Source organism: Streptomyces erythrochromogenes, assembly GCF_036170895.1.
GTDB classification, from domain to species: domain Bacteria; phylum Actinomycetota; class Actinomycetes; order Streptomycetales; family Streptomycetaceae; genus Streptomyces; species Streptomyces erythrochromogenes.
On record NZ_CP108036.1, the window covers coordinates 3,841,474 to 3,861,872 of the forward strand.

At 72.2% G+C, this 20,399-nt stretch carries 18 protein-coding genes; 7 read left to right on the plus strand and 11 right to left on the minus strand.

Annotated elements, in window-relative coordinates:
* Positions 1-27 precede the first annotated feature (27 nt).
* The 5 genes from OHA91_RS17355 to OHA91_RS17375 all read right to left on the minus strand — a co-directional run bounded on the left by OHA91_RS17355 (position 28) and on the right by OHA91_RS17375 (position 5,886).
* Positions 28-642, minus strand: a complete 615-nt coding sequence (locus OHA91_RS17355) for a PadR family transcriptional regulator (protein WP_328739580.1) — start codon at positions 640-642, stop codon at positions 28-30.
* A 60-nt stretch (positions 643-702) separates the two neighbouring features.
* Entirely contained in the window at positions 703-1,215 is a 513-nt protein-coding gene (locus tag OHA91_RS17360) for a DinB family protein (RefSeq protein WP_031147741.1), read from the minus strand.
* An 84-nt stretch (positions 1,216-1,299) separates the two neighbouring features.
* Positions 1,300-3,399, minus strand: coding sequence for a penicillin-binding protein 2 (mrdA, locus tag OHA91_RS17365; RefSeq protein ID WP_051892872.1), 2,100 nt, complete (start codon positions 3,397-3,399; stop codon positions 1,300-1,302).
* 61 nt (positions 3,400-3,460) lie between these two features.
* Positions 3,461-4,918: an aldehyde dehydrogenase family protein gene (locus OHA91_RS17370; RefSeq protein ID WP_031147737.1), complete on the minus strand. Its 1,458-nt coding sequence runs from the start codon at positions 4,916-4,918 to the stop codon at positions 3,461-3,463.
* An 89-nt stretch (positions 4,919-5,007) separates the two neighbouring features.
* The gene (locus tag OHA91_RS17375; RefSeq protein ID WP_051892870.1) at positions 5,008-5,886 is read right to left on the minus strand and encodes a helix-turn-helix domain-containing protein; all 879 of its coding nucleotides are present in this window, start codon (positions 5,884-5,886) and stop codon (positions 5,008-5,010) included.
* Positions 5,887-6,224: 338 nt separating this feature from the next.
* Between OHA91_RS17375 and OHA91_RS17380 the strand changes: the two genes are divergently transcribed.
* The gene (locus OHA91_RS17380; protein ID WP_078959148.1) at positions 6,225-6,734 is read left to right on the plus strand and encodes an ATP-binding protein; all 510 of its coding nucleotides are present in this window, start codon (positions 6,225-6,227) and stop codon (positions 6,732-6,734) included.
* Between the two features lie 99 nt (positions 6,735-6,833).
* Here OHA91_RS17380 and OHA91_RS17385 read toward each other — a convergent pair whose 3' ends face one another.
* Positions 6,834-7,079, minus strand: a complete 246-nt coding sequence (locus OHA91_RS17385) for a DUF397 domain-containing protein (RefSeq protein ID WP_030656519.1) — start codon at positions 7,077-7,079, stop codon at positions 6,834-6,836.
* 471 nt (positions 7,080-7,550) lie between these two features.
* Entirely contained in the window at positions 7,551-8,732 is a 1,182-nt protein-coding gene (locus OHA91_RS17390; protein ID WP_328739581.1) for a DUF2786 domain-containing protein, read from the minus strand.
* 228 nt (positions 8,733-8,960) lie between these two features.
* Here OHA91_RS17390 and OHA91_RS17395 point away from each other — a divergent pair, with 228 nt between their 5' ends.
* Positions 8,961-10,673 (plus strand): bifunctional 3'-5' exonuclease/DNA polymerase, encoded by a 1,713-nt coding sequence (locus OHA91_RS17395; RefSeq protein WP_031147730.1) that lies wholly within the window; start codon positions 8,961-8,963, stop codon positions 10,671-10,673.
* Between the two features lie 13 nt (positions 10,674-10,686).
* Here the strand turns inward: OHA91_RS17395 and OHA91_RS17400 are convergent, their stop codons facing one another.
* The 4 genes from OHA91_RS17400 to OHA91_RS17415 form a co-directional block, all read right to left on the minus strand.
* Positions 10,687-11,976: a hypothetical protein gene (locus OHA91_RS17400; RefSeq protein ID WP_328739582.1), complete on the minus strand. Its 1,290-nt coding sequence runs from the start codon at positions 11,974-11,976 to the stop codon at positions 10,687-10,689.
* 66 nt (positions 11,977-12,042) lie between these two features.
* The gene (locus OHA91_RS17405) at positions 12,043-12,558 is read right to left on the minus strand and encodes a SigE family RNA polymerase sigma factor (RefSeq protein WP_031147726.1); all 516 of its coding nucleotides are present in this window, start codon (positions 12,556-12,558) and stop codon (positions 12,043-12,045) included.
* 56 nt (positions 12,559-12,614) lie between these two features.
* Positions 12,615-13,157: a GNAT family N-acetyltransferase gene (locus OHA91_RS17410; RefSeq protein WP_266498888.1), complete on the minus strand. Its 543-nt coding sequence runs from the start codon at positions 13,155-13,157 to the stop codon at positions 12,615-12,617.
* 91 nt (positions 13,158-13,248) lie between these two features.
* The gene (locus tag OHA91_RS17415) at positions 13,249-14,484 is read right to left on the minus strand and encodes a serine hydrolase domain-containing protein (RefSeq protein ID WP_328739583.1); all 1,236 of its coding nucleotides are present in this window, start codon (positions 14,482-14,484) and stop codon (positions 13,249-13,251) included.
* 143 nt (positions 14,485-14,627) lie between these two features.
* On the opposite strand from OHA91_RS17415, the gene OHA91_RS17420 reads away from it, so the two are divergent.
* From OHA91_RS17420 to OHA91_RS17440, 5 genes are all read left to right on the plus strand, one after another.
* Complete coding sequence (locus OHA91_RS17420) at positions 14,628-16,193, plus strand: outer membrane protein assembly factor BamB family protein (protein ID WP_266498891.1); 1,566 nt, start codon at positions 14,628-14,630, stop codon at positions 16,191-16,193.
* 33 nt (positions 16,194-16,226) lie between these two features.
* Positions 16,227-17,045: a hypothetical protein gene (locus tag OHA91_RS17425; RefSeq protein WP_266498895.1), complete on the plus strand. Its 819-nt coding sequence runs from the start codon at positions 16,227-16,229 to the stop codon at positions 17,043-17,045.
* 190 nt (positions 17,046-17,235) lie between these two features.
* Positions 17,236-17,646: a hypothetical protein gene (locus OHA91_RS17430; RefSeq protein ID WP_078959145.1), complete on the plus strand. Its 411-nt coding sequence runs from the start codon at positions 17,236-17,238 to the stop codon at positions 17,644-17,646.
* A gap of 109 nt (positions 17,647-17,755) precedes the next feature.
* Positions 17,756-19,111, plus strand: coding sequence for a type VII secretion integral membrane protein EccD (gene eccD / locus OHA91_RS17435; protein ID WP_031147717.1), 1,356 nt, complete (start codon positions 17,756-17,758; stop codon positions 19,109-19,111).
* 21 nt (positions 19,112-19,132) lie between these two features.
* Complete coding sequence (locus OHA91_RS17440; protein WP_328739584.1) at positions 19,133-20,398, plus strand: MinD/ParA family ATP-binding protein; 1,266 nt, start codon at positions 19,133-19,135, stop codon at positions 20,396-20,398.
* Position 20,399 lies beyond the last annotated feature (1 nt).

Below are 20,399 nucleotides of genomic sequence, written 5' to 3' on the forward strand. Positions count from 1 at the left end.
GCCCACCCGCGGGCTAGTCAAACTTGATTAGGCGTAGGGGTTCTCCTGGCCCTCCGCCAACACCCCCACGAACGGTTCGCCGCCCTCGCCCGCGAAGGAGTACGCGCCCCCTTCGATCCGGGCGATCAGCCCCCGCGTCCACTCCGCCTCAGCGTCCGCGGAATGGACCCACATGTGCATGATCTCGCCGATGTGGCCCAGCTCCTCCGGGCCGCCCTCCGGCGTGTAGTAGTCGGTCACCGACGACCGCCACCCCGCAAGCTTCGCCAGCCGCTCCCGGAGCAGCCCGAGCACGTCCTCGCGCGGGAGGTCGACCATGAAGCCGATCGCCGCCGACAGCACGTCCGTCTTCTGGTCGTACGCCGCGAGCGCCTCGCGCAGCAGCCTGAAGTACTCCTCCCGGCCGGCGTCCGTCACCTCGTACTCGGTGCGCGGCGGTCCGCCCGCCGCGCTCGGCGCCACCTCGTGGGCGTGCAGGACGCCCTGCTTCGCCATCTGCTTGAGCGCGTGGTAGATCGATCCCGGCTTGGTGTTCGACCACTCGTGGGCGCCCCAGTACTCCAGGTCGTTGCGCACCTGGTAACCGTGGGCCCGCCCGTGCTGGCGGACGGCACCGAGGACAAGAAGCCGGATCGCTGACATGGGGCCAGGCTAAGCCCCGGCCGTCAGGCCCCTCGCCCGGCCCTTCGCCCGGCTCTTCGCCTAGCCCATCGCCTTGGTGCCGTCGATGGATTCGCGGACGATGTCCGCGTGGCCCGCGTGCCGGGCGAACTCCTCCACCAGGTGCAGCAGCATCCAGCGGATCGAGACCTTTGCGTCCTTGGGGAACCACGGCGCCGGCGGCAGCGGGAACGTCATGTCCAGGCTCGCCACGGCGGCGACGAAGGCCTCCGTCTCCTGTCGGACCCCGTCCCAGAAGGCCAGCACGGACGGGATGGACTCGCCGTCGACGAGGCGGAAGCTGTCGCCGTAGCTCGCCTCGTCGCGCAGCCGCTCGTTCGGCCGCTGCTGCGCCAGCCGCAGCCAGTTCAGCTCGACCTCCGCCACGTGCTTCAGCAGCCCGGACAGGCTGAGCTCGCTGGCGCTCGGGCGGCTCGCCGCCTGCTCCTCGTCGAGCCCGAGGAGCGCCTCGCGGATCGCCGTGCGCTGGGCCTCGACGAAGGCGAGGAGCGTGCCGCGCTCGTCGCCGAGGACCTCGGTGGAAATCTGGGCCATGACCGGACCGCCTCTGCGTGGTGTCGCCGGGGGCGTCTCCCCCGACAACCCCAACATTACGGAGCGATGCGGTCAGTTCCTGTCCTAGTTGGCCGTTCCGTTCGGCGAGACTTGATCGTCCGGCCGGATCGCGGGCAGCGCGGTGGCGGGCTTCGGCAGCAGGGCCTTGGTGAGGTCCTGCTTGCCCGTCGGGTCGAGCCCGTACATCGCCTCGTAGATCTTGCGGACGGCCGGCCCGGAGGCCCCGGAGCCGGTGCCGCCCTGGGAGATCGTCATGACGATCGCGTAGTCCTCGGTGTACGAGGCGAACCACGAGGTGGTCTGCTTGCCCTGGACCTCGGCCGTGCCGGTCTTGGCGTGCATCGGGATCTGCTTCTGCGGCCAGCCTCCGAAGCGCCAGGCGGCGCTGCCGTCGGTGGCCACGCCGGCGAGGGCCTTGTCGATGTTGTCGCGCGTCCTGGCGTCCATCGGGAGCTTGCCCGCCTCCTTGGGGGCGATCTCCTTCACCGACGTCCCGTCGGCGCTGACGATCGCCTTGCCGACGCTCGGCTGGTGCAGGGTGCCGCCGTTGGCGATGGCCGCGTAGACGGACGTCATCTGCAGCGGGGTGACGAGGGTGTCGCCCTGTCCGATCGAGTAGTTGATCGCGTCACCCTCGCGCAGCTGGTTGCCCTGGCGGCAGTTCTCGTAGGCGATCTTCTCGGCGAAGCTGCCGTTCTTCTTGCCGTCCCGGCACCAGGCGTCCTTGTTGGCGTCGAAGAAGTCCTGCTTCCACTTCCGGTCGGGGATCCGGCCGGGCACCTCGTTGGGCAGGTCGACGCCGGTGCGCTTGCCCAGACCGAAGTCGTGCGCCGTCTTGAAGAACCAGTCGTTCGGGTCCTTCTTCGGCTTGATGCCCCCGTCCTTCTTCCATTCCTGGTCGGCGATCAGGTAGTAGACCGTGTCGCAGGAGACCTCCAGGGCCCGGCCGATGGTGATGTCGCCGTGGCCCTGCGACTCGAAGTTCGTGAAGGTCTGGTTGCCCACCGAGTACGAGCTGGGGCAGGGGTAGCGGTTGTTGAAGGGGTAGCCGGCGTTGACCGCGGCGGTCGAGGTGACCACCTTGAAGATGGAGCCCGGCGCCGCCTGCCCCTGGATCGCCCGGTTCAGCAGCGGGTAGTTGGACTCCTTGTCGGTGAGGGAGGCGTAGTCCTTCGCGGAGATGCCGCCCACCCACGCGTTGGGGTCGTAGGTCGGGTTCGAGGCCATCGCCACGATCCGGCCCGTCTTGGTCTCCATCACCACGACCGCGCCCGAGTCGGCCTCGTAGTTGCGGCCGGTGTTCTTGTCGTGCACCTTTCGGGCGTCGATCATCGCGTTGTTCAGCTCGCGCTCGGCGACCGCCTGCACGCGGGAGTCGATCGAGGTCACGACGTTCGAGCCGGGCTGCGCCGGGTCGGTCTGGCCCTGCCCGATGACGCGGCCGAGGTTGTCCACCTCGTAGCGGGTGATGCCGGCCTTGCCCCGCAGGTCCTTGTCGTAGGTGCGCTCCAGCCCGGAGCGGCCCACCTGGTCGGAGCGCAGGTACGGGGAGTCGGTCTTCTTCGCCTTGGCGATCTCCTCGTCGGTGACCGGGGAGAGGTATCCCAGCACCTGGGAGGTGTTGGCCTGGTCCGGGGCGGCGTAGCGGCGCAGCGCGGTCGCCTCGGCCGTGATGCCCGGGAAGTCCTCGGGGTGCTCACGGATCTGCAGGGCCTGCTCCGTGGTCGCCTCGTCGCTGACCGGGATCGGCTGGTAGGGGGAGCCGTTCCAGCAGGGCTGCTTGGTCTTGGAGTCGCAGAGCCGGACCTTGTCGATGACCTCCTGGGGGTCCATGCCGAGGACACCGGCGAGCCGGGTCAGGACGGACTTGCCCTTGTCCTTCATGGTCAGCAGCTCGGTACGGCTGGCGGAGACCACCAGGTGGGTGGCGTTGTCGGCGAGCGGGACCCCGCGCGAGTCGAGGATCGAGCCGCGCACGGCCGGCTGGACCACCTGCTGGACGTGGTTGTTCTTCGCCTCGTCCGTGTATTCCGTGCCGTTGCGGATCTGGAGGTACCACAGCCGTCCGCCCAGCGTGAGCAGGAGGGAGAAGACCACGACCTGGATGACGACGAGCCGGTTCTGGACCCGAGGGGTCCGGCCGGTCTCCGGTATGTTGCTCAACTCGATCTCCCCCGGGCGGCTGCCTACGCCCGGTCGAGTCTAGGGGTGTCCGGACCCTTGATCAGAACGGGAAGGCCGTCCGCCCGTGCTGTACGGAGATCCACTTCTGGGTGGTGAACGCCTCGACCGTGGCCTCGCCGTTGAGCCGGCCCAGACCCGAGGCCTTCTCCCCGCCGAAGGCGGCCAGCGGCTCGTCCCCGATCGTGGAGTCGTTGACGTGGATCATCCCCGTCTCGATCCGCTGGGCGAAGCGGACGCCACGCTCCACGTCCCGGGTGTGCACGGCGCCGCTGAGCCCGTACGGGGTCGCGTTGGCCAGCCGTACGGCCTCGTCCTCGCCGTCGAAGACCACCAGCAGGGCCACCGGTCCGAAGATCTCCTGGCCCAGCAGCGGGGAGTCCTCGGGGATCCCGGCGAGCACCGTCGGCTCGACCAGGTTGCCGCGCGTAGACCCCCGGACGAGTGCCTGCGCGCCGGATTCCACGGCCTGGTCCACGAGCGCGGTGAGGGCGTCGGCCTGGAAGGAGTTGATCAGCGGGCCGATGTGGGTGTCGGCCTCGTGCGGGTCGCCCGTCTTCAGGCTCCGTACGCGGGCGGTGAACTTCTCGGTGAACTCCTCGGCGACGGAAGCGTCGACCAGGATCCGGTTGGCGGCCATGCAGACCTGGCCCTGGTAGACGAAGCGGCTGAAGACGGCCGCGTCCACCGCGTAGTCGAGGTCGGCGTCGTCGAGGACGACGAGCGCGCTGTTGCCGCTGAGCTCCAGGACCGTGCGCTTGAAGTGGCGGGCGGCGACCGCGCCGACGTGCCGGCCGACCCGGTCCGACCCGGCGAAGGAGATCACTTTGGGGACGGGGTGCGTCAGGAGCGCGTCGCCTATCTCGGCGATGTCGGTGACCAGCACGTTCAGCAGGCCGGCCGGGAGTCCCGCGTCCTCGAAGATCTTGGCTATCACCCCGCCGCCCACGACGGGGGCGTTCTGGTTGGGCTTCACGACGACCGCGTTGCCCAGGGCCAGGGCCGGCGCGACCGACTTCAGGGTGACCAGGAAGGGGAAGTTGAAGGGGCTGATCACGGTGACGACGCCGACGGGCAGCCGCTGGACCCGGTTCTCCTTGCCCTCGACCGGCGAGGGCAGGATGCGGCCCTCGGGGCGGACGGCCAGCTGCAGCGACTCGCGGATGAACTCCATCGCGAGGTGGACCTCGTACTCGGCCTTGGGGCGGGTCCCGCCGAGCTCGTCGATCATCGCCTCGACGATCTCCTTCTCGCGCTCCTCGGTGATCCGCAGGGCGCGCTCCAGCACCGCGCGTCTGACGTACGGGCTGGTGGCGGCCCACTCCCGCTGGGCGCGCTCGGCGCCGCGGTAGGCCTGGTCCACCTGCTCGACCGTGGCCACGGTGATGGCCGCGAGCTTCTCCCCGTTGTACGGGTTGACGTCGATGATGTCCCACGAACCGTTGCCGGCCAGCCATTCGCCGTCGATGTACTGGTGAGCGAGGTCGCTGAATATGGACATGCCATCCCTTACTGCGAGCGCGCACCCGTGCGCTGCACCGGAGACCGATCGGTCATCATGCACTGATCAGACGTCATACTACGTGCGGATCAAGACAGTTGGAGTAGGCCGCGGAGAAGATCCCTGGTCCGGTCGGCATCGGGGCAGTCCGCCTGGAGGCGTTCCATCGCCCGCTCGTACTGCCCCACTTCCTCGTCCTTGTCCAGGTAGAGGGCACTGGTGAGCTGTTCCAGATAGACGATGTCCTGCAGGTCGGACTCGGGGAAGCGCAGCAGGGTGAAGGCTCCGCTCTCGCCCGCGTGCCCGCCGAAGGAGAAGGGCATCACCTGGAGCTGCACGTTGGGCCGCTGCGAGACCTCGATGAGGTGCTCCAGCTGACCGCGCATGACGTCGCGGTCGCCGTACGGGCGGCGCAGCGCGGCCTCGTCGAGGACGGCGTGGAAGACGGGCGCGCTCTCGGAGACGAGCACCTTCTGTCGCTCCAGGCGCAGCGCGACGCGGCGGTCGATCTCGGCGGCGGTGGCGCCGGGCATGCCGCGGCTGACGACCGCGTGGGCGTAGGCCTCGGTCTGCAACAGGCCGTGGACGAACTGCACCTCATAGATCCGGATGAGCGACGCGGCGCCCTCCAGCCCGATGTACGTCTGGAACCAGCCCGGCAGCACGTCGCCGTAACTGTGCCACCAGCCGGTCGCGTTGGCCTCGCGGACCAGTCCCAGCAGGGACTCGCGCTCGGTGCTGTCCGTGACTCCGTAGAGCGTGAGGAGGTCCTCCACGTCCCGTGCCTTGAAGCTCACCCTTCCCAACTCCAAGCGGCTGATCTTCGATTCGGATGCGCGGATCGAGTAGCCGGCCGCCTCACGGGTGATGCCGCGGGATTCTCGGAGTCGCCTGAGCTGGGAGCCCAGGAGGATGCGGCGCACCACAGAACCGCTTGCTTCTGCGGTCACTAGTACTGCCCTCCCCATCGCATTGGCGTGCGCGTGGTGTGCGCGTGCTCGGGGCCCCCGCACCCCAGGGGCCGCAGTCTGCCACCAAAACGCATCGGGCCGTACTCGTTCTGTAACGGAATCCCGCCTGCGGGAAAAGAAGTCCGTAAGTATGCGTAGGAAGAAATGAGCAAGAACCGTCACGTGAGTGGACAGGTCCGGCGCGTGCACGTGCATCTGCCCTTGCATCCGGCCGGAGCATTCGGAACCATGGTCCCCGCGCACCTGCGTGCTCTTCGCGCCGGCGCGGGACCCACCCCGCAGTTCTCTTTGGACACAAGCCACCGCTTCGTCCGCGAATCCCGGGAGTGCCTCGCATGGGGACGAATGGATCGACCATGCTCGAGCCGTTACGGCAGGGGCTTCCCCCGGTCGACCCCACGGCTGTCTCCGGGTCCGCCTCATGCGCTCTGCCCGCACGGTTCGATGCGGTGCGGGGCGCGCGCACTTTCACCCGCTCGACGCTGTCCCAGTGGGGCCTCGACGAACGCTTCGACGATGTGGCGCTGGTCGTTTCCGAGCTCGTCACCAACGCCCTGCGCCACGCCCTGCCCGAGGATTCGAGGGGGCCCGGCGCCGAACCGGAGCCGCCGGTGCGGCTGCACCTGATGCGGTGGAGCACCCGGCTGGTGTGCGCGGTGCGCGACCCCAGCGAGGACCGGCCCGGCGGGGCGTTCTCGCCGGAGCGGACCGAGGAGAACTTCGACCTGGAGTCCGGGCGCGGGCTGTTCCTGGTGGACTCGTACAGCGACAGCTGGGGCTGGCACCCGCTCGCGGGACGGCTGACCGGCAAGGTGGTCTGGGCGCTGTTCCTGCTCCACGACTGAGCCGACCGAGCGGCCTGCTTCAAGACGACTGGCCGGGACCGATCACTGCGATCGGTCCCGGCCAGTGCACGTGCATGGCTTGATGAGTGCGCCGTTCCGTCAGCCGATCAGGTGATCGAACTCGCCGTCCTTGACGCCCAGGAGCAGGGCTTCTATCTCGGCCGGCGTATAGACGAGCGCCGGACCGTCCGGGAAGCGCGAATTGCGCATGGCGACGTCGCCTCCCGGCAGCTTCGCGAACTCCACGCAGGAACCCTGCGAGTTGCTGTGTCTGCTCTTCTGCCACGTCAGCTCAAACAAGGAAGCGAGTTCTGCAGCTGCCATCCCGTTGTACGCGTGGTCCACAGGAAGCCCCCGATAGTGCAGATGTCAACTCCACCGGATCATAGCTGTGTTCACCAGCTGCTGCATGCGCAGATGCACGTGCACGCGGGGTGTTCCGATGATCACAGACAGGTCCGTTCTCAGGGGCGGAGGGCGTCCGAGACCTCGTCGAGCGAGGCCGGGAGCTGTTCGGCCGCCCCGCGCAGCACCTCCGGAGCAGGACCGGGACCCGGCTCGGGGCCGGGGCCGGAGCCGGAGCCGGGACCGGCCGGTGGCCGCGCTCCGGGAGGCGGGCCTCCAGGAGCATGGTGCTGCGGCCCGGCGCGGCCAGGGCCGCTCCGGCGGCGGGCGCAGGGCGGCGAGGGGAAGTCGACGCGCATCCTGAAGTCGGAGGCCCGGGCCCTGCGCACGGACGACACGCCGCCGTAGCCGACGGCCGGGCTCAGCTCAGGGGGTGTCCGGCCGATCGGGCCGGACACCCCTGAGCCGTCTCTAGGACTTGGGGAGCGGGCGGCGGCGGCCGCCCATGTGGGCCCGGTCGGCGGCCGCCGTGCCGTCCTCCCAGCCCGCGTGGTCGGTGGCGCCGCGCAGCCGGGTGGTGGTGGTCCGCGGGAACATCTCCTCGGCCCGGGAGGTGACCGCCACGTCGCGCGCCACCAGGGCCGGGAGGTTGTCCGGGGCCTCCGTCGCGGTGTGCTCGGCGGTCTCGGCGAGCCGGTGGCCGAGCCGGCTGGCGTAGGCCAGCAGGAAGGACTGGCGGAAGGTCTTGGTCCGCTTGCGCCCTCCCGATCGCTGCGCGGCCTCCGCGCGGGTCATCGCGGCCGTTCCCTGCACGAGGAGCGAGGTGTAGAGCAGCTCCACCGCCTCCAGGTCGCTCTCGAAGCCGACCACCGTGGAGAACTCGAAGCCGCTGTTCCACACCGCCCGGCAGCGGTTGGCGGTGGCCACCGCGTCGAGCAGGACCGCCTTCGCCTCCTCGTACGGCGGCTCGACACCGATCCGGCAGGCCGCGGGCACCTGGGCGGGGCCCTTGCCGCTGGCCGCGAGCAGGGCCTCGTCCACGGTGTGCCGGGCCATCAGCTCCTGGGCCTTCGCGCTGAGCGCCTCGGCCTCGTCCGGGTAGGTGGTCGCCTCGGCCTTGGCGAGCAGGGCCCGGATCCGGCCCAGCATGCGGGGCTCGATGTGTGCGTGCTCCGCGAGGGCGTCGACCGGGTCGCCGGGCAGCGGACCCACCGGCTCGATCGACGGCAGCCGGATCAGCAGCCGCAGCACCTCAAGGAAGGCAGTGGCCAGCGTGAACCGGTCGGCCCGCTCCCGCCGCGCGAGCCCGTCGGCGTACTCCTCGTCGCCCTTCCACCACACCTCGGCGGTGGTCCAGCGCTCCGGGAGCTTGGCGTAGCGGCGCGCCTCGGCGGCGATCAGGTCCCCGGTGATCCGCAGGTGCCGCTCGTCGAGGTCCCGGCGGACCAGCCGCAGCACGTCGGCCGGCTGCCAGCCCCGCTCCCAGCCCTGCCGTACGTACGCCTCCCCGCGCGCCAGCAGCTCACGGCCCACTCCGGACCAGCGCCGGGAATCGGCGACGAGCAGCGAGGCCCCGGTGTCCAGCCCGGCGTCGTCCTGGGCGTAGAGGGCTCCGGCGAAGGCTCGGTCGACGGTCTCGGCAAGGTCTGTCACACCTCTCAGCTTGGCATGTCCGCCTTCGCGTCCCGTTCCCGGCGGGCTGCCTCGATCCGCGGGCGGTGCTCCGGCGACCACTTGGGGAGGCCCTCGCCCTCAGCGGCAGCCGGGGGAGTTCGAGGCGCGGGGGGCAGCGCCCCCCGCAGCGGCTTCCGCGGCGCCGCCGCACCCCGTCCACGGCCCGCCGTCCCGCCGCTGTCGGACCCCGATGGGACACTCGCACCCATGAGCGACCGCACTCCCCGGTGGGCCCTCGCCGAGGACGGCGACGGGTGGTGGCACGCCGCACCCGTACACCCCGCCGACGGAGTCCGGATGCGCGTCCGCGACCCCGCCGACGCCATCCGCTCCGCCCCGCCCGGCACCCGCTGGGTCTGGCGGTCCACCGCCGCCGTGTACCCGCGCCTGCTCGCGGCCGGCGTCCGCGTCGAGCGGTGCCACGACATCGAGGCCGCCGAGCTGCTGCTCCTCGGCCACGAGGGCCGCTCCGGCGAGCCCCGCTCGGCCGCCGCCGCCTGGGCCCGGCTGAACAACGCCCCCGTGCCGCCGGATCCGCCGCAGCGCGCCGCCGACCCCCGCGCCCAGGACTCCCTCTTCGACCCGCAGCCCGCCCCGGTCTCCCTGGAGGCCCTGCTCGCCGTCCACGCCGACCAGGCGAAACGGCAGGGTGCCACCGCCCACCCCGACCGGATGCGGCTGCTCGTCGCCGCCGAGTCCGCGGCCTTCCTCGTCGCCGCCGAGATGAACCGCGCCGGTCTGCCCTGGCGGGCCGACGTGCACCGGGCCCTGCTGACCGAGCTGCTCGGCGAGCGGTACGCGGGCGGCGGGGAGCCCCGGCGCCTCGCCGAGCTGGCCGACCGCGTTTCGGCGGCCTTCGGCCGGCGCGTACGCCCCGACCTGCCCGCCGAGGTCGTCCGGGCCTTCGCCAAGGACGGGATCAAGCTGAAGTCCACCCGCCGCTGGGAGATCCAGGAACTGGACCACCCCGCCGTGGAACCGCTGATCGAGTACAAGAAGCTGTACCGGATCTACACCGCCCACGGCTGGTCCTGGCTCGCAGACTGGGTCCACGAGGGCCGCTTCCGCCCGGAGTTCATCCCCGGCGGAACGCTCACCGGCCGCTGGGTCACCAATGGCGGCGGGGCCCTGCAGATCCCGAAGGTGATCCGCCGGGCCGTCGTCGCCGACCCGGGCTGGCGGCTCGTCGTCGCCGACGCCGACCAGATGGAGCCGCGCGTGCTCGCCGCGATCTCCCGCGATCCCGCCTTCATGGAGGTCGCCGGCCGGCCCGAGGACCTCTACACCGCCGTCTCCCGCCAGGGCTTCTCCGGCGACCGCGAGAAGGCCAAACTGGCCGTCCTCGGCGCCGTCTACGGGCAGACCTCCGGGGACGGCCTGAAGAACCTGGCAGCGCTGCGCCGCCGCTTCCCCCGGGCCGTCGCGTACGTGGACGACGCGGCGAAGGCCGGCGAGGAGGGCCGGCTCGTACGCACCTGGCTCGGCCGCACCTGCCCGCCGCCGGCCGGCTCCGGCGAGGAGGAGGCCGGGGACGGGGGCGTCGACCCGGGCGAGGGGGAACCGGACGGCGGGGCCGGGCCCCGGCAGGACCGGGAGGACGCCTGGACCCCGGGCTACGCCTCCACCAACACCCGGGCCCGCGGCCGGTTCACCCGCAACTTCGTCGTCCAGGGCAGCGCCGCCGACTGGGCACTGCTGCTGCTCGCCGCCCTGCGGCAGGCGACCGCGGGAATGCGGGCGGAGCTGGTGTTCTTCCAGCACGACGAGGTGATCGTGCACTGCCCGGCCGAGGAGGCCGGGGACGTGGCGGAGGCGATCCGCGCCGCCGGCGAACGGGCCGGCCGGATCGCCTTCGGCGACACCCCGGTCCGTTTCCCGTTCACGACGGCGGTCGTGGAGTGCTACGCGGACGCCAAGTGAACTCGGCAGCGCACTAGTTGCGGTCCCGGTTCCAACCCGGCGCGAGGGCGATCGCCTGCAGCTTCTCCAGCGTGACCGCGGGCGTCGGGCGGGTGGCGGCGCCGCTCTGGTTGGCGGTGTTGAAGCCGGAGACCGTCACCCGCAGGCCGTTCTTGCGCAGGGTGTCCACGGTCCACTGGACCACGCCCTTGCCCTTCTCGGCGGGACCCTGCGTGATCCTGACCTTCGTACCGTCGGGCTGCGTGGTGACGTCGGCGCCCGTGAAGCCCGAGGTGCTCTCGCCCCGGGAGACGTTGAGCTGGACCAAGGACGGGCCCTTGCCGTCGTCGAGCACGGCGTATCCGTACGAACCCTCCCCACCCCGGGAGGCGATCGGGATCCCGACGGGTACCAGCAGCGACTCCAGGGCGTCGGCGGCGCTCCGGTCCTTCAGCGCCGTGCCCGACCCGGATCCCTGCGGCACCGGCTCCGGCTCGGCGGCCGGCAGGTCGTTCAGCGCCGGGTGCCAGACGGGCGAGGTGACCAGGATCTTCAACTGGGCGTCGTCCAGAGGCGGGTTGGGCCGTGAGACGGCCGCGTCCTTCTCCGCCGGGGCGTTCCATTCGGAGGCCTCGACCAGGAAGCCCGCCGGGGTCACGAGCACGGCCCGCCAGCACTTGGTGTCCACCCGGCGGTCGGGGTACTCGTACCCCTTGAAGATCAGCAGCTTCGAGCCGTCCGGCAGCCTCTCGGTCCGGCAGTCGTCGTAGCCCTGGAGGTTCTTGTCCCCGCACTGGGTGAGCTGGTCGGCCCGACTGCCCTTGGGGTCCACCCGGGAGAGGCCGACGGAGACGGCCGCCTTGCCCTTCCCGTCGTCGTACACGCCGGAGACCGCCGCTCCGCCCTCGCTCTCCGTGCCGCGCGCCTCCATGGCGGTCAGCTTCCCGTTCCCGCCCGCCAGGGCCTTCTCCAGGTTGACCATCATCCGCTCCGCGCCGACCGCGCCGCTGCCGGTCCTCGGCCCCTTCCCGGAGCCGGCGTCGGGACCGCCGCCCGTCCCGCCCGAACCGCCGTCCGGCGTCGGCGGCGACGCGACGTGGACCGCGTCCGCGGCGCCCCCGCCGTCGAGGAGTCCGCCGGTGTAGGCGCCCGCCGTCGCGATCAGGGCCAGGGCCAGCACGGATCCCCCGACGACCGCGGCCCGGCGGCGCGCCACCAGGCGCCGGCCGCGTTCCTCGCCGGCGTCCACCAGGGCGTGCCGGTCGGCCGTGAAGCCGTCCCCCGTCTGCCGGAGGGCCGCACCGAGATCATCTTCAAAGGGCATGAGGAACTAGACCTTCCGTTTCAAGGGTGGGAATGGGCGGTGCGCGAGCGCGGGATTCCGTCGCTCTCAGAGTTCCGCGAAGGCGGTCAGGCTGCCGCCCAGCTGCTCCCGCAGCCGGGCCAGCGCCCGCGAGGTCCGGGTACGGACCGCCGCCGAGCTGACGTTCATCGCGTCGGCGGTCTCCTCGACGCTGCGGTCCTCCCAGTACCGCAGCACCAGCACCGCCCGGTCCTTGGGTGCGAGCCGACCCAGCGCCCCCAGCAGGGTCATCCGCAGCGCCGCGTCACCGCCTCCCGCGGCCACCGCTCCCGTGTCGGGGAACTCCCCGACCGGGTGTTCCCCCGCAGACCGGCGGCGCCGGTGCGTGAGGTAGGCCCGTACCAGCACCGTCTGCGCGTACGCCGCAGGATTGTCTATGCGGGAGATCCGGCCCCAGTGCAGGTACATCCGACCCAGGGTCTCCTGCACCAGGTCCTCCGCGAGATGCGTGTCCCCGCTCGCCAGCAGACATGCCGATCGGTACAGGTGCCCCGACCGGCCTGCCGCGAATTCACGGAACCCGTCCCTGCGACCCTGTCGCATCCACTCCCCCTCGCGTCCGTCTCACTCCATTGACGCGACGGCCCCACGGGAATGTTTCACCCCTCGGCGGAGGTTGCTGCGCCCAAGTCGTGGAAGTACACGTGGAACTCCTCGCGGACGAAGCCCTCCGCCTCGTAGAGCCCCTGCGCGACCGTGTTGTCGTACGCGGTCTCCAGCTGGACGCCCGCCACCCCGGCCGCCCGGGCCCGGCGCAGTACCTCGCGCAGCAGCGCCCGGCCGGCACCGGTGCGGCGGCCGGAGGGGGCGACGTAGAGATCGTTGAGGATCCAGGCGGTCGTCAGCGTCAGGGAGGAGAAGGCGCGGTAGACCTGCGCGAAGCCGACGGTGCCGTGCCCGGGGACGTCGGCGAGCAGGACCAGGGACTCGTCCTTCGCGATGCGCTCGGCCAGGAAGGCCCGCGGGGCGTCGGGGTCCTCGACGTCCACCTCGTAGAAGTCGAGGTAGCCGCGGAACAGCGTGGCCGCCGTCTCGACGTCCGCCTCGCCGGCCTCGCGGACCACGACGGCCGGATCGGCCTGCGTGGCGGACTGGTTGACCTGCTGCTGGTTGGCCTGCTGCTGCGCTGCCTGACCGGTCATGCGCCTCTCCCTGGGGTGTGCGTCGCGCGCGGGACGGCGGCAGCCGCCCCGACGCACCCACGCTACGACGGGAGTTCCGCAAGGTGGCCGCTCAGTGCCCGGTCACGGGCTGGGCCGGCAGCGTGAAGACGTGGCCGGGGGTCACGATCTTGGTGATCGCCTGCCCGAAGAGGGTGCTGGGCGCGCTGCCCCGGTAGTCGGTGTCCGTGTTGAGCAGCACCACCAGGGTGGCCTGCGGGCCGGGCAGGTAGACGGTCAGGGACTGGTAGCCGGGCAGGGAGCCGTTGTGGCCGATCCAGCCCTGGACGTTGAAGATGCCCAGGCCGTAGCCCGCCCCCGGCAGGGACGGGACGACCTTCAGCCGCTCCGCCTGGGTGGCGGGCTTCAGCAGGGTCCCGGTGGCCACGGTCTTCGCCCAGCTCCGCAGGTCGGAGAGGTTCGAGATCATCGCGCCGGCCGCCCATCCCCAGGACGGGTTCCAGTCGGTGGCGTTCGCGGTCTTCCCGGACAGCGTCTGGTCCGTGTAGCCCTGGGCGTGCGGACTGGGGAACTCCGCGCCGACCGGGAAGAGCGTGTGCTTCAGCCCGGCGGCCGCGACGACCTCGCGGTTGATGTAGTCGTCGAGCCTTAGCCCGGTGACCTTCTCCACCACCAGCCCCAGCAGGATCAGGTTGGTGTTGCTGTAGTCGAACTTCGCGTTCGGCTCGAACAGCACCGGGTGCTTGAAGGAGTACGCGAGCAGCTGCTGCGGGGTGAAGGGCCGTCCGGGATCGGTGAGGAACGCCCTGCCGAAGTCCTCGTCGGCCGAGTAGTTGAACAGGCCGCTGCGCATGCCCGCCAGCTCGCGCAGGGTGATCCGGTCGCCGTTCGGGACGCCGTCGACGTACTTCCCGATCGGGTCGTCCAGGCCGACCTTTCCGTCGTCGACCAGCTGGAGCAGGGCGGTCACGGTGAACGTCTTCGTCTCACTGCCGATCCGCGTGTTCAGGCCGGGGGACATGGGCATGCCCGTCGACTCGTCCGCCACGCCGAAGGCCCGGACGTACGTCCCCTTGCCGGGCGCCGACAGCGCCACGATCACCCCGGGCACCTTCGCCTCGGTCAGGACCTTCCGGATCGCGGCGTCCAACTCCCGCGCCACGGCGGGGGTCAGCTGCGGGAACTCCTCGGCGGCGGGGGTGGGGTCCGGAGCCAGGACCGTCACGGCCGGCCACGCCGGGGCGGCCGCGCCCCACGCGTACGCCGCTCCCGCACCGGCGCCCACGGGCGACACCACCAGGCCGAGGGCCGCCGCGGCCACGGCCGCGCTGCGCCAGCGTGTCCTCATGTCCGGCCTCCTCACCCGACAGGACGAAGACCCGGAATCCACGCTAACCCCGTGTCGGGGCCCGGGCGACCCGGGTCGCCCGGGCCCCGAAGAAGTCTGAATATCTGTTCTAGAAAGGCTTTCGCGGAGGCGAGACTCTCCCCATGACCGGTCGCACACCCGGCGCACCGCCGGAGCCCGAAGAGCAGCGGCCGAGCGCCGTGCCCCCGCAGGCCGGCTTCGGGCCGCCGCCGCCGGCGTTCGACCAGCGACGCGCGGGACCGGCCGGCCGCCGCTCCCCCGGCCGGCGCCGGGTCACCGTGATCGCGGGTCTGACCGCCGCCCTGCTCGTCGCAGGCGCCGGGGCGTACCTCGCGGTGCGCGGCGGCGGCGCAGCGGGCGAGGACCCGGCCGCCGCGCCCTCCGGTACGCCCCCGGTCGACCAGGGCGACGGCAAGGGCCCCGGTGTCGGACCGCACGTCTACGACCCCAACGCCGGCATCCGGCCCGGCGAGGCCAGGGTCTGGCTGAGCGACAACCGGAGCGAGGTCGCCGGCGGCGGAGCCTCGCAGTACGGCCCGTGGCGGGTCGGAGACGTGGTGGTCAGGGCGACGGAGGCCGAGTTCGTCGCCCACGCGGCGGCCGACGGCAAGGAGCGGTGGAAGCTGCCCCTCCAGACACCGATGTGCGGGCTGCCGCACGCCCCGTCCGCTGACGGCAAACTGGTCGTGGGAGTGAAGGAGACCGGCTCGGAGCGCGCGCACTGCACCGACCTCCAACAGATCGACCTCACCACCGGCAAGGCCGGATGGAAGGTACGGGTGCCCCCGGAGAACGACCAGGACAGCGCGCTCTCCTTCGAGATGGCGATCGCCGGCGACACCGTGGCCGTCGCCCGGACGGCCGTCATGAGCGGTTTCTCGGTCAGCGACGGCCGCAAGCTGTTCGGCACCTCGAAGACGAACGGCTGCACCCCGGCCGCCTTCGCCGGCGGGGCACGGCTGGTCGCCCTGCGCTACTGCTTCGACCGCGGCGACGCCCTCGCCGGCGGGCGGTCGATGGTCGAGGAGCTGGATCCGGCCACGGGCGCCTCCCGGTGGAACCACACGTACGAGAAGGACTGGACCGTCGGCCGGGTGCTCTCCGTGGACCCGCTGGTCGTCACCGCGCACCACAAGGACAAGAAGACCTGGAACGTCACGGCGTTCGCCGCCGACGGCCGGGTCCGCTCGCAGAACACCCCGGGGTTCGGGGTGAGCGGGCGGTGCAACGGCTTCGGCAACTCCACGGGCCACCAGGAGTGCTACGCCGCCGCGGTGGACGCCGACACCCTCTACCTCGGCGCGGGCAAGCCCGCCAAGACCCTCGACACCGAGGACACCAACCAGGTCGTCGCCGTCGACCTGAACACGGGCAAGGAGAAGTGGCGCACCGCCGAGCAGCCCAAGGGCCGCACCATGTGGCCGCTCGCGGTGGAACAGGGGCGCGTCGTCGCCTACGTCTCGCCCGGCAGCGGCCAGGCCGCCTCGGTCGTGTCCCTCGCCGCGGCCGACGGCTCCGCGCAGCCGGTCCTGCAGAGCCCGGCCGTGGCCCGCGGCGCCGAGGGCGTCTTCTACGCGCACGGCATCCGCCTCGCCTGGTCGGGCGGACGGGTGTTCATGGTCAACGGCCGGGTCCACAGCCCGGAGCCGCGCAAGACGAGCCGGGCGATCCTCTCCTTCGGCAAGTAGCCCCGTAGACAGCCGGTCGACCAGGAGGGCGACGTGCAGACCCCGAACCCGTACCAGTTCCCACCCCCGCCGGCACCCCCGCAGACGGCCCCGCAGGCACCCGTGAAGAAGAGGAGGAGCAGGGCGGCGATCGCCGGCGTCGGCGCGCTGACCGCCGTGGCGCTCGCGGCCGCCGCCGGCGCCGTGGTCCTCTTCCGCAGGGACGGGGAGCGCCCGCCGGCCGCCCCCGCCGACCCGTCGAAGCCGATCGTCGCGGGCTGGAAGACGGTGGTCAACCCGCAGCACGGCACCGCCTTCGACGTCCCACCGGACTGGGAGGTCCTCGCCCCCACCGTCTTCAGCGGCCATGTGGACGACGTGGACCCGGACAAGGTCCTCATCGGGCACACCGCGCCCGCCCTCTACAAGTCGAGGTGGTGCAGCATCGACGGGGACGGCGACGGCCAGGTCACGGACGTCAGGCTCGCGAACACCGGCACCAAGGGCGCGGTCGGCGCCAAGGACGCCGCGGAGGTCGCCGAGAAGACCGCACCGACCTGGGTCTACGCCGCGTACACGCAGCCGGACAAGAGCGTCGTGAAGTGGGACAAGCCCAAGGAGTACACGACGCGGACCGGGGTGAAGGGCAGCTACGTCACAGCCCGTTCGGAGGGCGCCGCCCGGCCCAACCGCTGCGCCGGCGACGGCCGGGCGGTCGTCTTCGGCTTCAAGAACTCCCGGGGCGACCTCGTCGCCTGGAACTTCTACGGCCGTACGGGCGTCCCGGGAGCCGTCGGCGACGCCCTGATCATGCGCATCATGAGCACGGTCCGCCTCGCGGGCGAGCCCAAGGACCCGGCACCGGGGCCGTGACCGGCCGGGCAGCCGCCGGCTCTCCGCTTCCCGCTCCGGTTCATTCCCCGGTCCGGATGTGCTGGATTCGCATGCATGCTCTATGTTGCAGAGGCAAAACACGGGGGTTCGGCATGGCGCACACTCAGCAGCCGCGCCCTGGAGCGGTGGCAGGCGCTCGACGAGCCGGGACTGGGGCGACGGACGACAGATGGCACGGGACTACGACAGCCAGCTTCTGGAGTCGGTGGCGGTACGCCGCCGCAGGATGAGGGATGCCCTCCTCTTCGGCGCCCAGCGGGCGCGGCGCACGGCGGACGAACGGCTCGGGAAGCTGTTCGCGGGCATCGCCATCGCGGCCGTCCTGTGCGCGGGTTGCGTCGGCTGGTCCTTCGTCCAGCACACGCTCGCGAAGCAGAAGGCCGAGCAGCAGAAGCAGCAACAGCAACAACAGGGGCAGCTGCAACCGCTCGGGCAGCCCGGCACCTCGCAACAGCCGTCCACCCCGGCGAGCCCGTCGCCGGCGAAGTCCGCGAAGCCGTCGAAGTCACCCAACCCGACGAAGACGTCTCAGCCCACGCCCTCGCACTCGGCCAAGTCGCCCGCGCCGGTGCAGTCGTAGAGGAAGAAGCATCAGGCGTGCAGATCCGGGAGATTTCACGGTCCGGCAGCAGCGCCATGTCCCCTTTGGCCCCGAAAGGTCGCAAACCCGCGATGATAGGTTCCCGCAAGTGGTGAGCACAGCAACGACTTCCCGGGCGCAACTCAGCAGGGTGACCCTGATCGGCGAGCGCCGCCGGGCCGACATGGTCCTGCCGTCCGACACGCCGATCGGTCAACTGCTCCCGGACATACTCCAGCTGCTCGACGACCGGGCCGCCTCGCGCCCGCTGACCCGTCAGCTGATCGCCCCGGACGGTACCGCGCTGCCGCACGACAGCACGCTCGCGACGGCCGGCATAGCCGACGGAGCCGTCCTGCGCCTGGTCAGGAGCCACTCCGCACCGCCCGCCCCGGTGGTCCACGACGTCACCGACCTGGTCTCCGACGACCTCGACCTCCAGGCCTGGCGCTGGCGTCCCGCCGCCCGGCGGGGCAGCGCGGGCGTGGCGACCGTCGCGTTCACCGTGACCGCAGCCCTGCTCGCCCGCCACGAGTTCGCCCTCGACTCGCTGGCCGGCGCCCTGGCCGCCGTCACGCTCGTCCTGATGGCGACCGGCGCCGTCGTCTCGCGGATCGGCCAGGGCAACCGGGGCCTGGCGACGGCGCTCCTGCTCGCATCCGGCGGACTGGGCGTCCTGACCGCGTGGACGGCCGCGGACGCCTACGACTGGCCGGGAACCGCGCGGCTCGCCGCCGTCGCGGGCGCGCTCGTCCTGACGCTGGCCCTGCTCGGCTACTGCTCCCCGCTCGGCCGCGGCGGGCTCTTCGGCGCCGTGGCCACCGCCGTGATCACCGCCCTGTGGGAGGTCGTCGCCGCCGTCCAGAGCGACCCGGCCCGGCTCGGCGCGGTCATGGCCCTCGTCTCCGTGGTGCTGCTCGGCCTGCTGCCGCGGCTCGCCCTGATGGCCTCGGGGCTCACGGCCCTCGACGACCGCCGCTCGGGCGGCGCCTCCGTCAGCCGCCACGAGGTCGGCAACGCGCTCGCCGCCACGCACCGCGGGCTCGCGCTCGCCACGATCGTCACCGCGATCTCGGCCGCGGCCGCCGGCTGGCTGCTGACGCTCGCCGAGAAGCCGTCCGTGTGGACGGTCGCACTGCCGTCGCTCGTCGCCGTCGTACTGCTGTCGAGGGCGCGCGCCTTCCCGCTGGTGGCCGAGGTCGTGGCGCTGATCGCCGCCGCGGCGCTGCTCGTCGTACGCCTCGTGATGCTGTGGACCGGCCACGACGGGGGCGCCGGTCCGCTGGCCGTCCTGGTCGTGGCGGCGCTGCTGCCGCTGCTCGTCCTCGCGGTGCAGCCGCCGGACCACGTGCAGGTCCGCCTGCGGCGCACGGCCGACCTCATCGAATCGGTGGGCATGGTGGGGCTCTTCCCGCTCGCCGTCGGCGTGTTCGGCGTGTACGGGCAACTGCTCAACAAGTTCTGAGGAAGAGGGGCAGGGGCAGACATGCCGAACGCAGAGAACTGGCAGGGCGACGTCCTGCGCGACCTCAGGGGCGGAGCGCAGCCTCCGGCGCAGGGGCAGACGGGGCCGCAGCAGCAGCCGGCCTCGGGTCCTGCCGGGCAGGCCCCCGCGCACGGGCATCCGCAGGCGCACCAGGTCCCGGGCGCCGGACCGCAGGGCGCCGGCGCGGCGCACCGGCCGGTGGCCGGCCCCGGTGGGCCCGCTCCCGCCCAGGCTCCCGCGTACGGGTACCCGCACCAGGGCCCCGTGCCGGGGCTTGCGGCCGCCCCGGCGCCCGCCGGCCCCCAGGGCGCGTACGCCGCCGCGGGCCACGGGCAGCGGCCCCGTACGCCCGACTCCAAGCCCGCGGTGGACCGGCAGCTCTCCGGGACCGGCCGCAAGCCCCGGCACGGGGAGCCGTTCAGCGCCCGCGCCCTGCGCGCCGTACGGAGAACCGTTTCCTCCTCGGCCGCCCGCGAGGTCGCCGAAGCCACCCGCGCCGCCGAACTGCTCCAGCAGCCGGTGACCACCGGCCGCCAGATCGCCGTCACCTCCATCCGCGGCGGCGCCGGCAAGTCCACGGTCGCCGCCCTGCTCGGCACCACGTACGCGCACTACCGGCAGGACCCCGTCCTGTTCGTCGAGGCCGACCCTGCGCTCGGCTCGCTGCCGATCCGGCTCGGCGCCGAGAGCCTGCGCTGGACCACCGGCGACGTCGCCGACATCGTCGAGCCCCAGATGTCGCTGCTCGACATCACCGGCTACCTGGTCCAGCTCCGCGACAACGCCTGGCTGCTGCCCGGCAGCCAGGGCCAGATCGGCGCGATGCTCGACACCCGCTCCTACGAACGGGCCATGGTGGCGCTGCGCCGCTACTTCGGCGTGGCCGTCGTCGACTGCGAGACGCTCCCCGCCGAGGTCGCCCGCGTCGCCCTCTCCGCCTCCCAGGCCCGCGTCCTCGCCACCCCCGCCACCCTGGACGGCGTCAGCAGCACCTTCGCGGTACTCCAGTGGATGAAGGGCCTGCCGCCGCACATGCTGGCGAGCACCGCCGTCGTCATCACCGAGCAGGCCCCGCACTCCGGGGTCGACCTCGCCGACGCGGTCCGCACCCTGGAGGCCGCCGGACCGAGCGTCCACGTCCTGCCCTACGACCGCCACCTGGCGGACGGCGGCCGCATCCGCACCGAACTGCTCGCCCACTCGACCCGGCAGACCGCCTCCCGGCTCGCCGCGGACGTCTTCCAGCTCTCCCAGAAGCGCCACTGAC

Bases quoted from the DNA above. Each gene is read 5' to 3' on its own strand.
- OHA91_RS17355 (WP_328739580.1), bottom strand. From the start codon at position 642: ATGTCAGCGATCCGGCTTCTTGTCCTCGGTGCCGTCCGCCAGCACGGG.
- OHA91_RS17360 (WP_031147741.1), bottom strand. From the start codon at position 1,215: ATGGCCCAGATTTCCACCGAGGTCCTCGGCGACGAGCGCGGCACGCTC.
- OHA91_RS17370 (WP_031147737.1), bottom strand. From the start codon at position 4,918: ATGTCCATATTCAGCGACCTCGCTCACCAGTACATCGACGGCGAATGG.
- OHA91_RS17375 (WP_051892870.1), bottom strand. From the start codon at position 5,886: ATGGGGAGGGCAGTACTAGTGACCGCAGAAGCAAGCGGTTCTGTGGTG.
- OHA91_RS17380 (WP_078959148.1), top strand. From the start codon at position 6,225: ATGGGGACGAATGGATCGACCATGCTCGAGCCGTTACGGCAGGGGCTT.
- OHA91_RS17395 (WP_031147730.1), top strand. From the start codon at position 8,961: ATGAGCGACCGCACTCCCCGGTGGGCCCTCGCCGAGGACGGCGACGGG.
- OHA91_RS17400 (WP_328739582.1), bottom strand. From the start codon at position 11,976: ATGCCCTTTGAAGATGATCTCGGTGCGGCCCTCCGGCAGACGGGGGAC.
- OHA91_RS17405 (WP_031147726.1), bottom strand. From the start codon at position 12,558: ATGCGACAGGGTCGCAGGGACGGGTTCCGTGAATTCGCGGCAGGCCGG.
- OHA91_RS17410 (WP_266498888.1), bottom strand. From the start codon at position 13,157: ATGACCGGTCAGGCAGCGCAGCAGCAGGCCAACCAGCAGCAGGTCAAC.
- OHA91_RS17415 (WP_328739583.1), bottom strand. From the start codon at position 14,484: ATGAGGACACGCTGGCGCAGCGCGGCCGTGGCCGCGGCGGCCCTCGGC.
- OHA91_RS17420 (WP_266498891.1), top strand. From the start codon at position 14,628: ATGACCGGTCGCACACCCGGCGCACCGCCGGAGCCCGAAGAGCAGCGG.
- OHA91_RS17430 (WP_078959145.1), top strand. From the start codon at position 17,236: ATGGCACGGGACTACGACAGCCAGCTTCTGGAGTCGGTGGCGGTACGC.
- OHA91_RS17440 (WP_328739584.1), top strand. From the start codon at position 19,133: ATGCCGAACGCAGAGAACTGGCAGGGCGACGTCCTGCGCGACCTCAGG.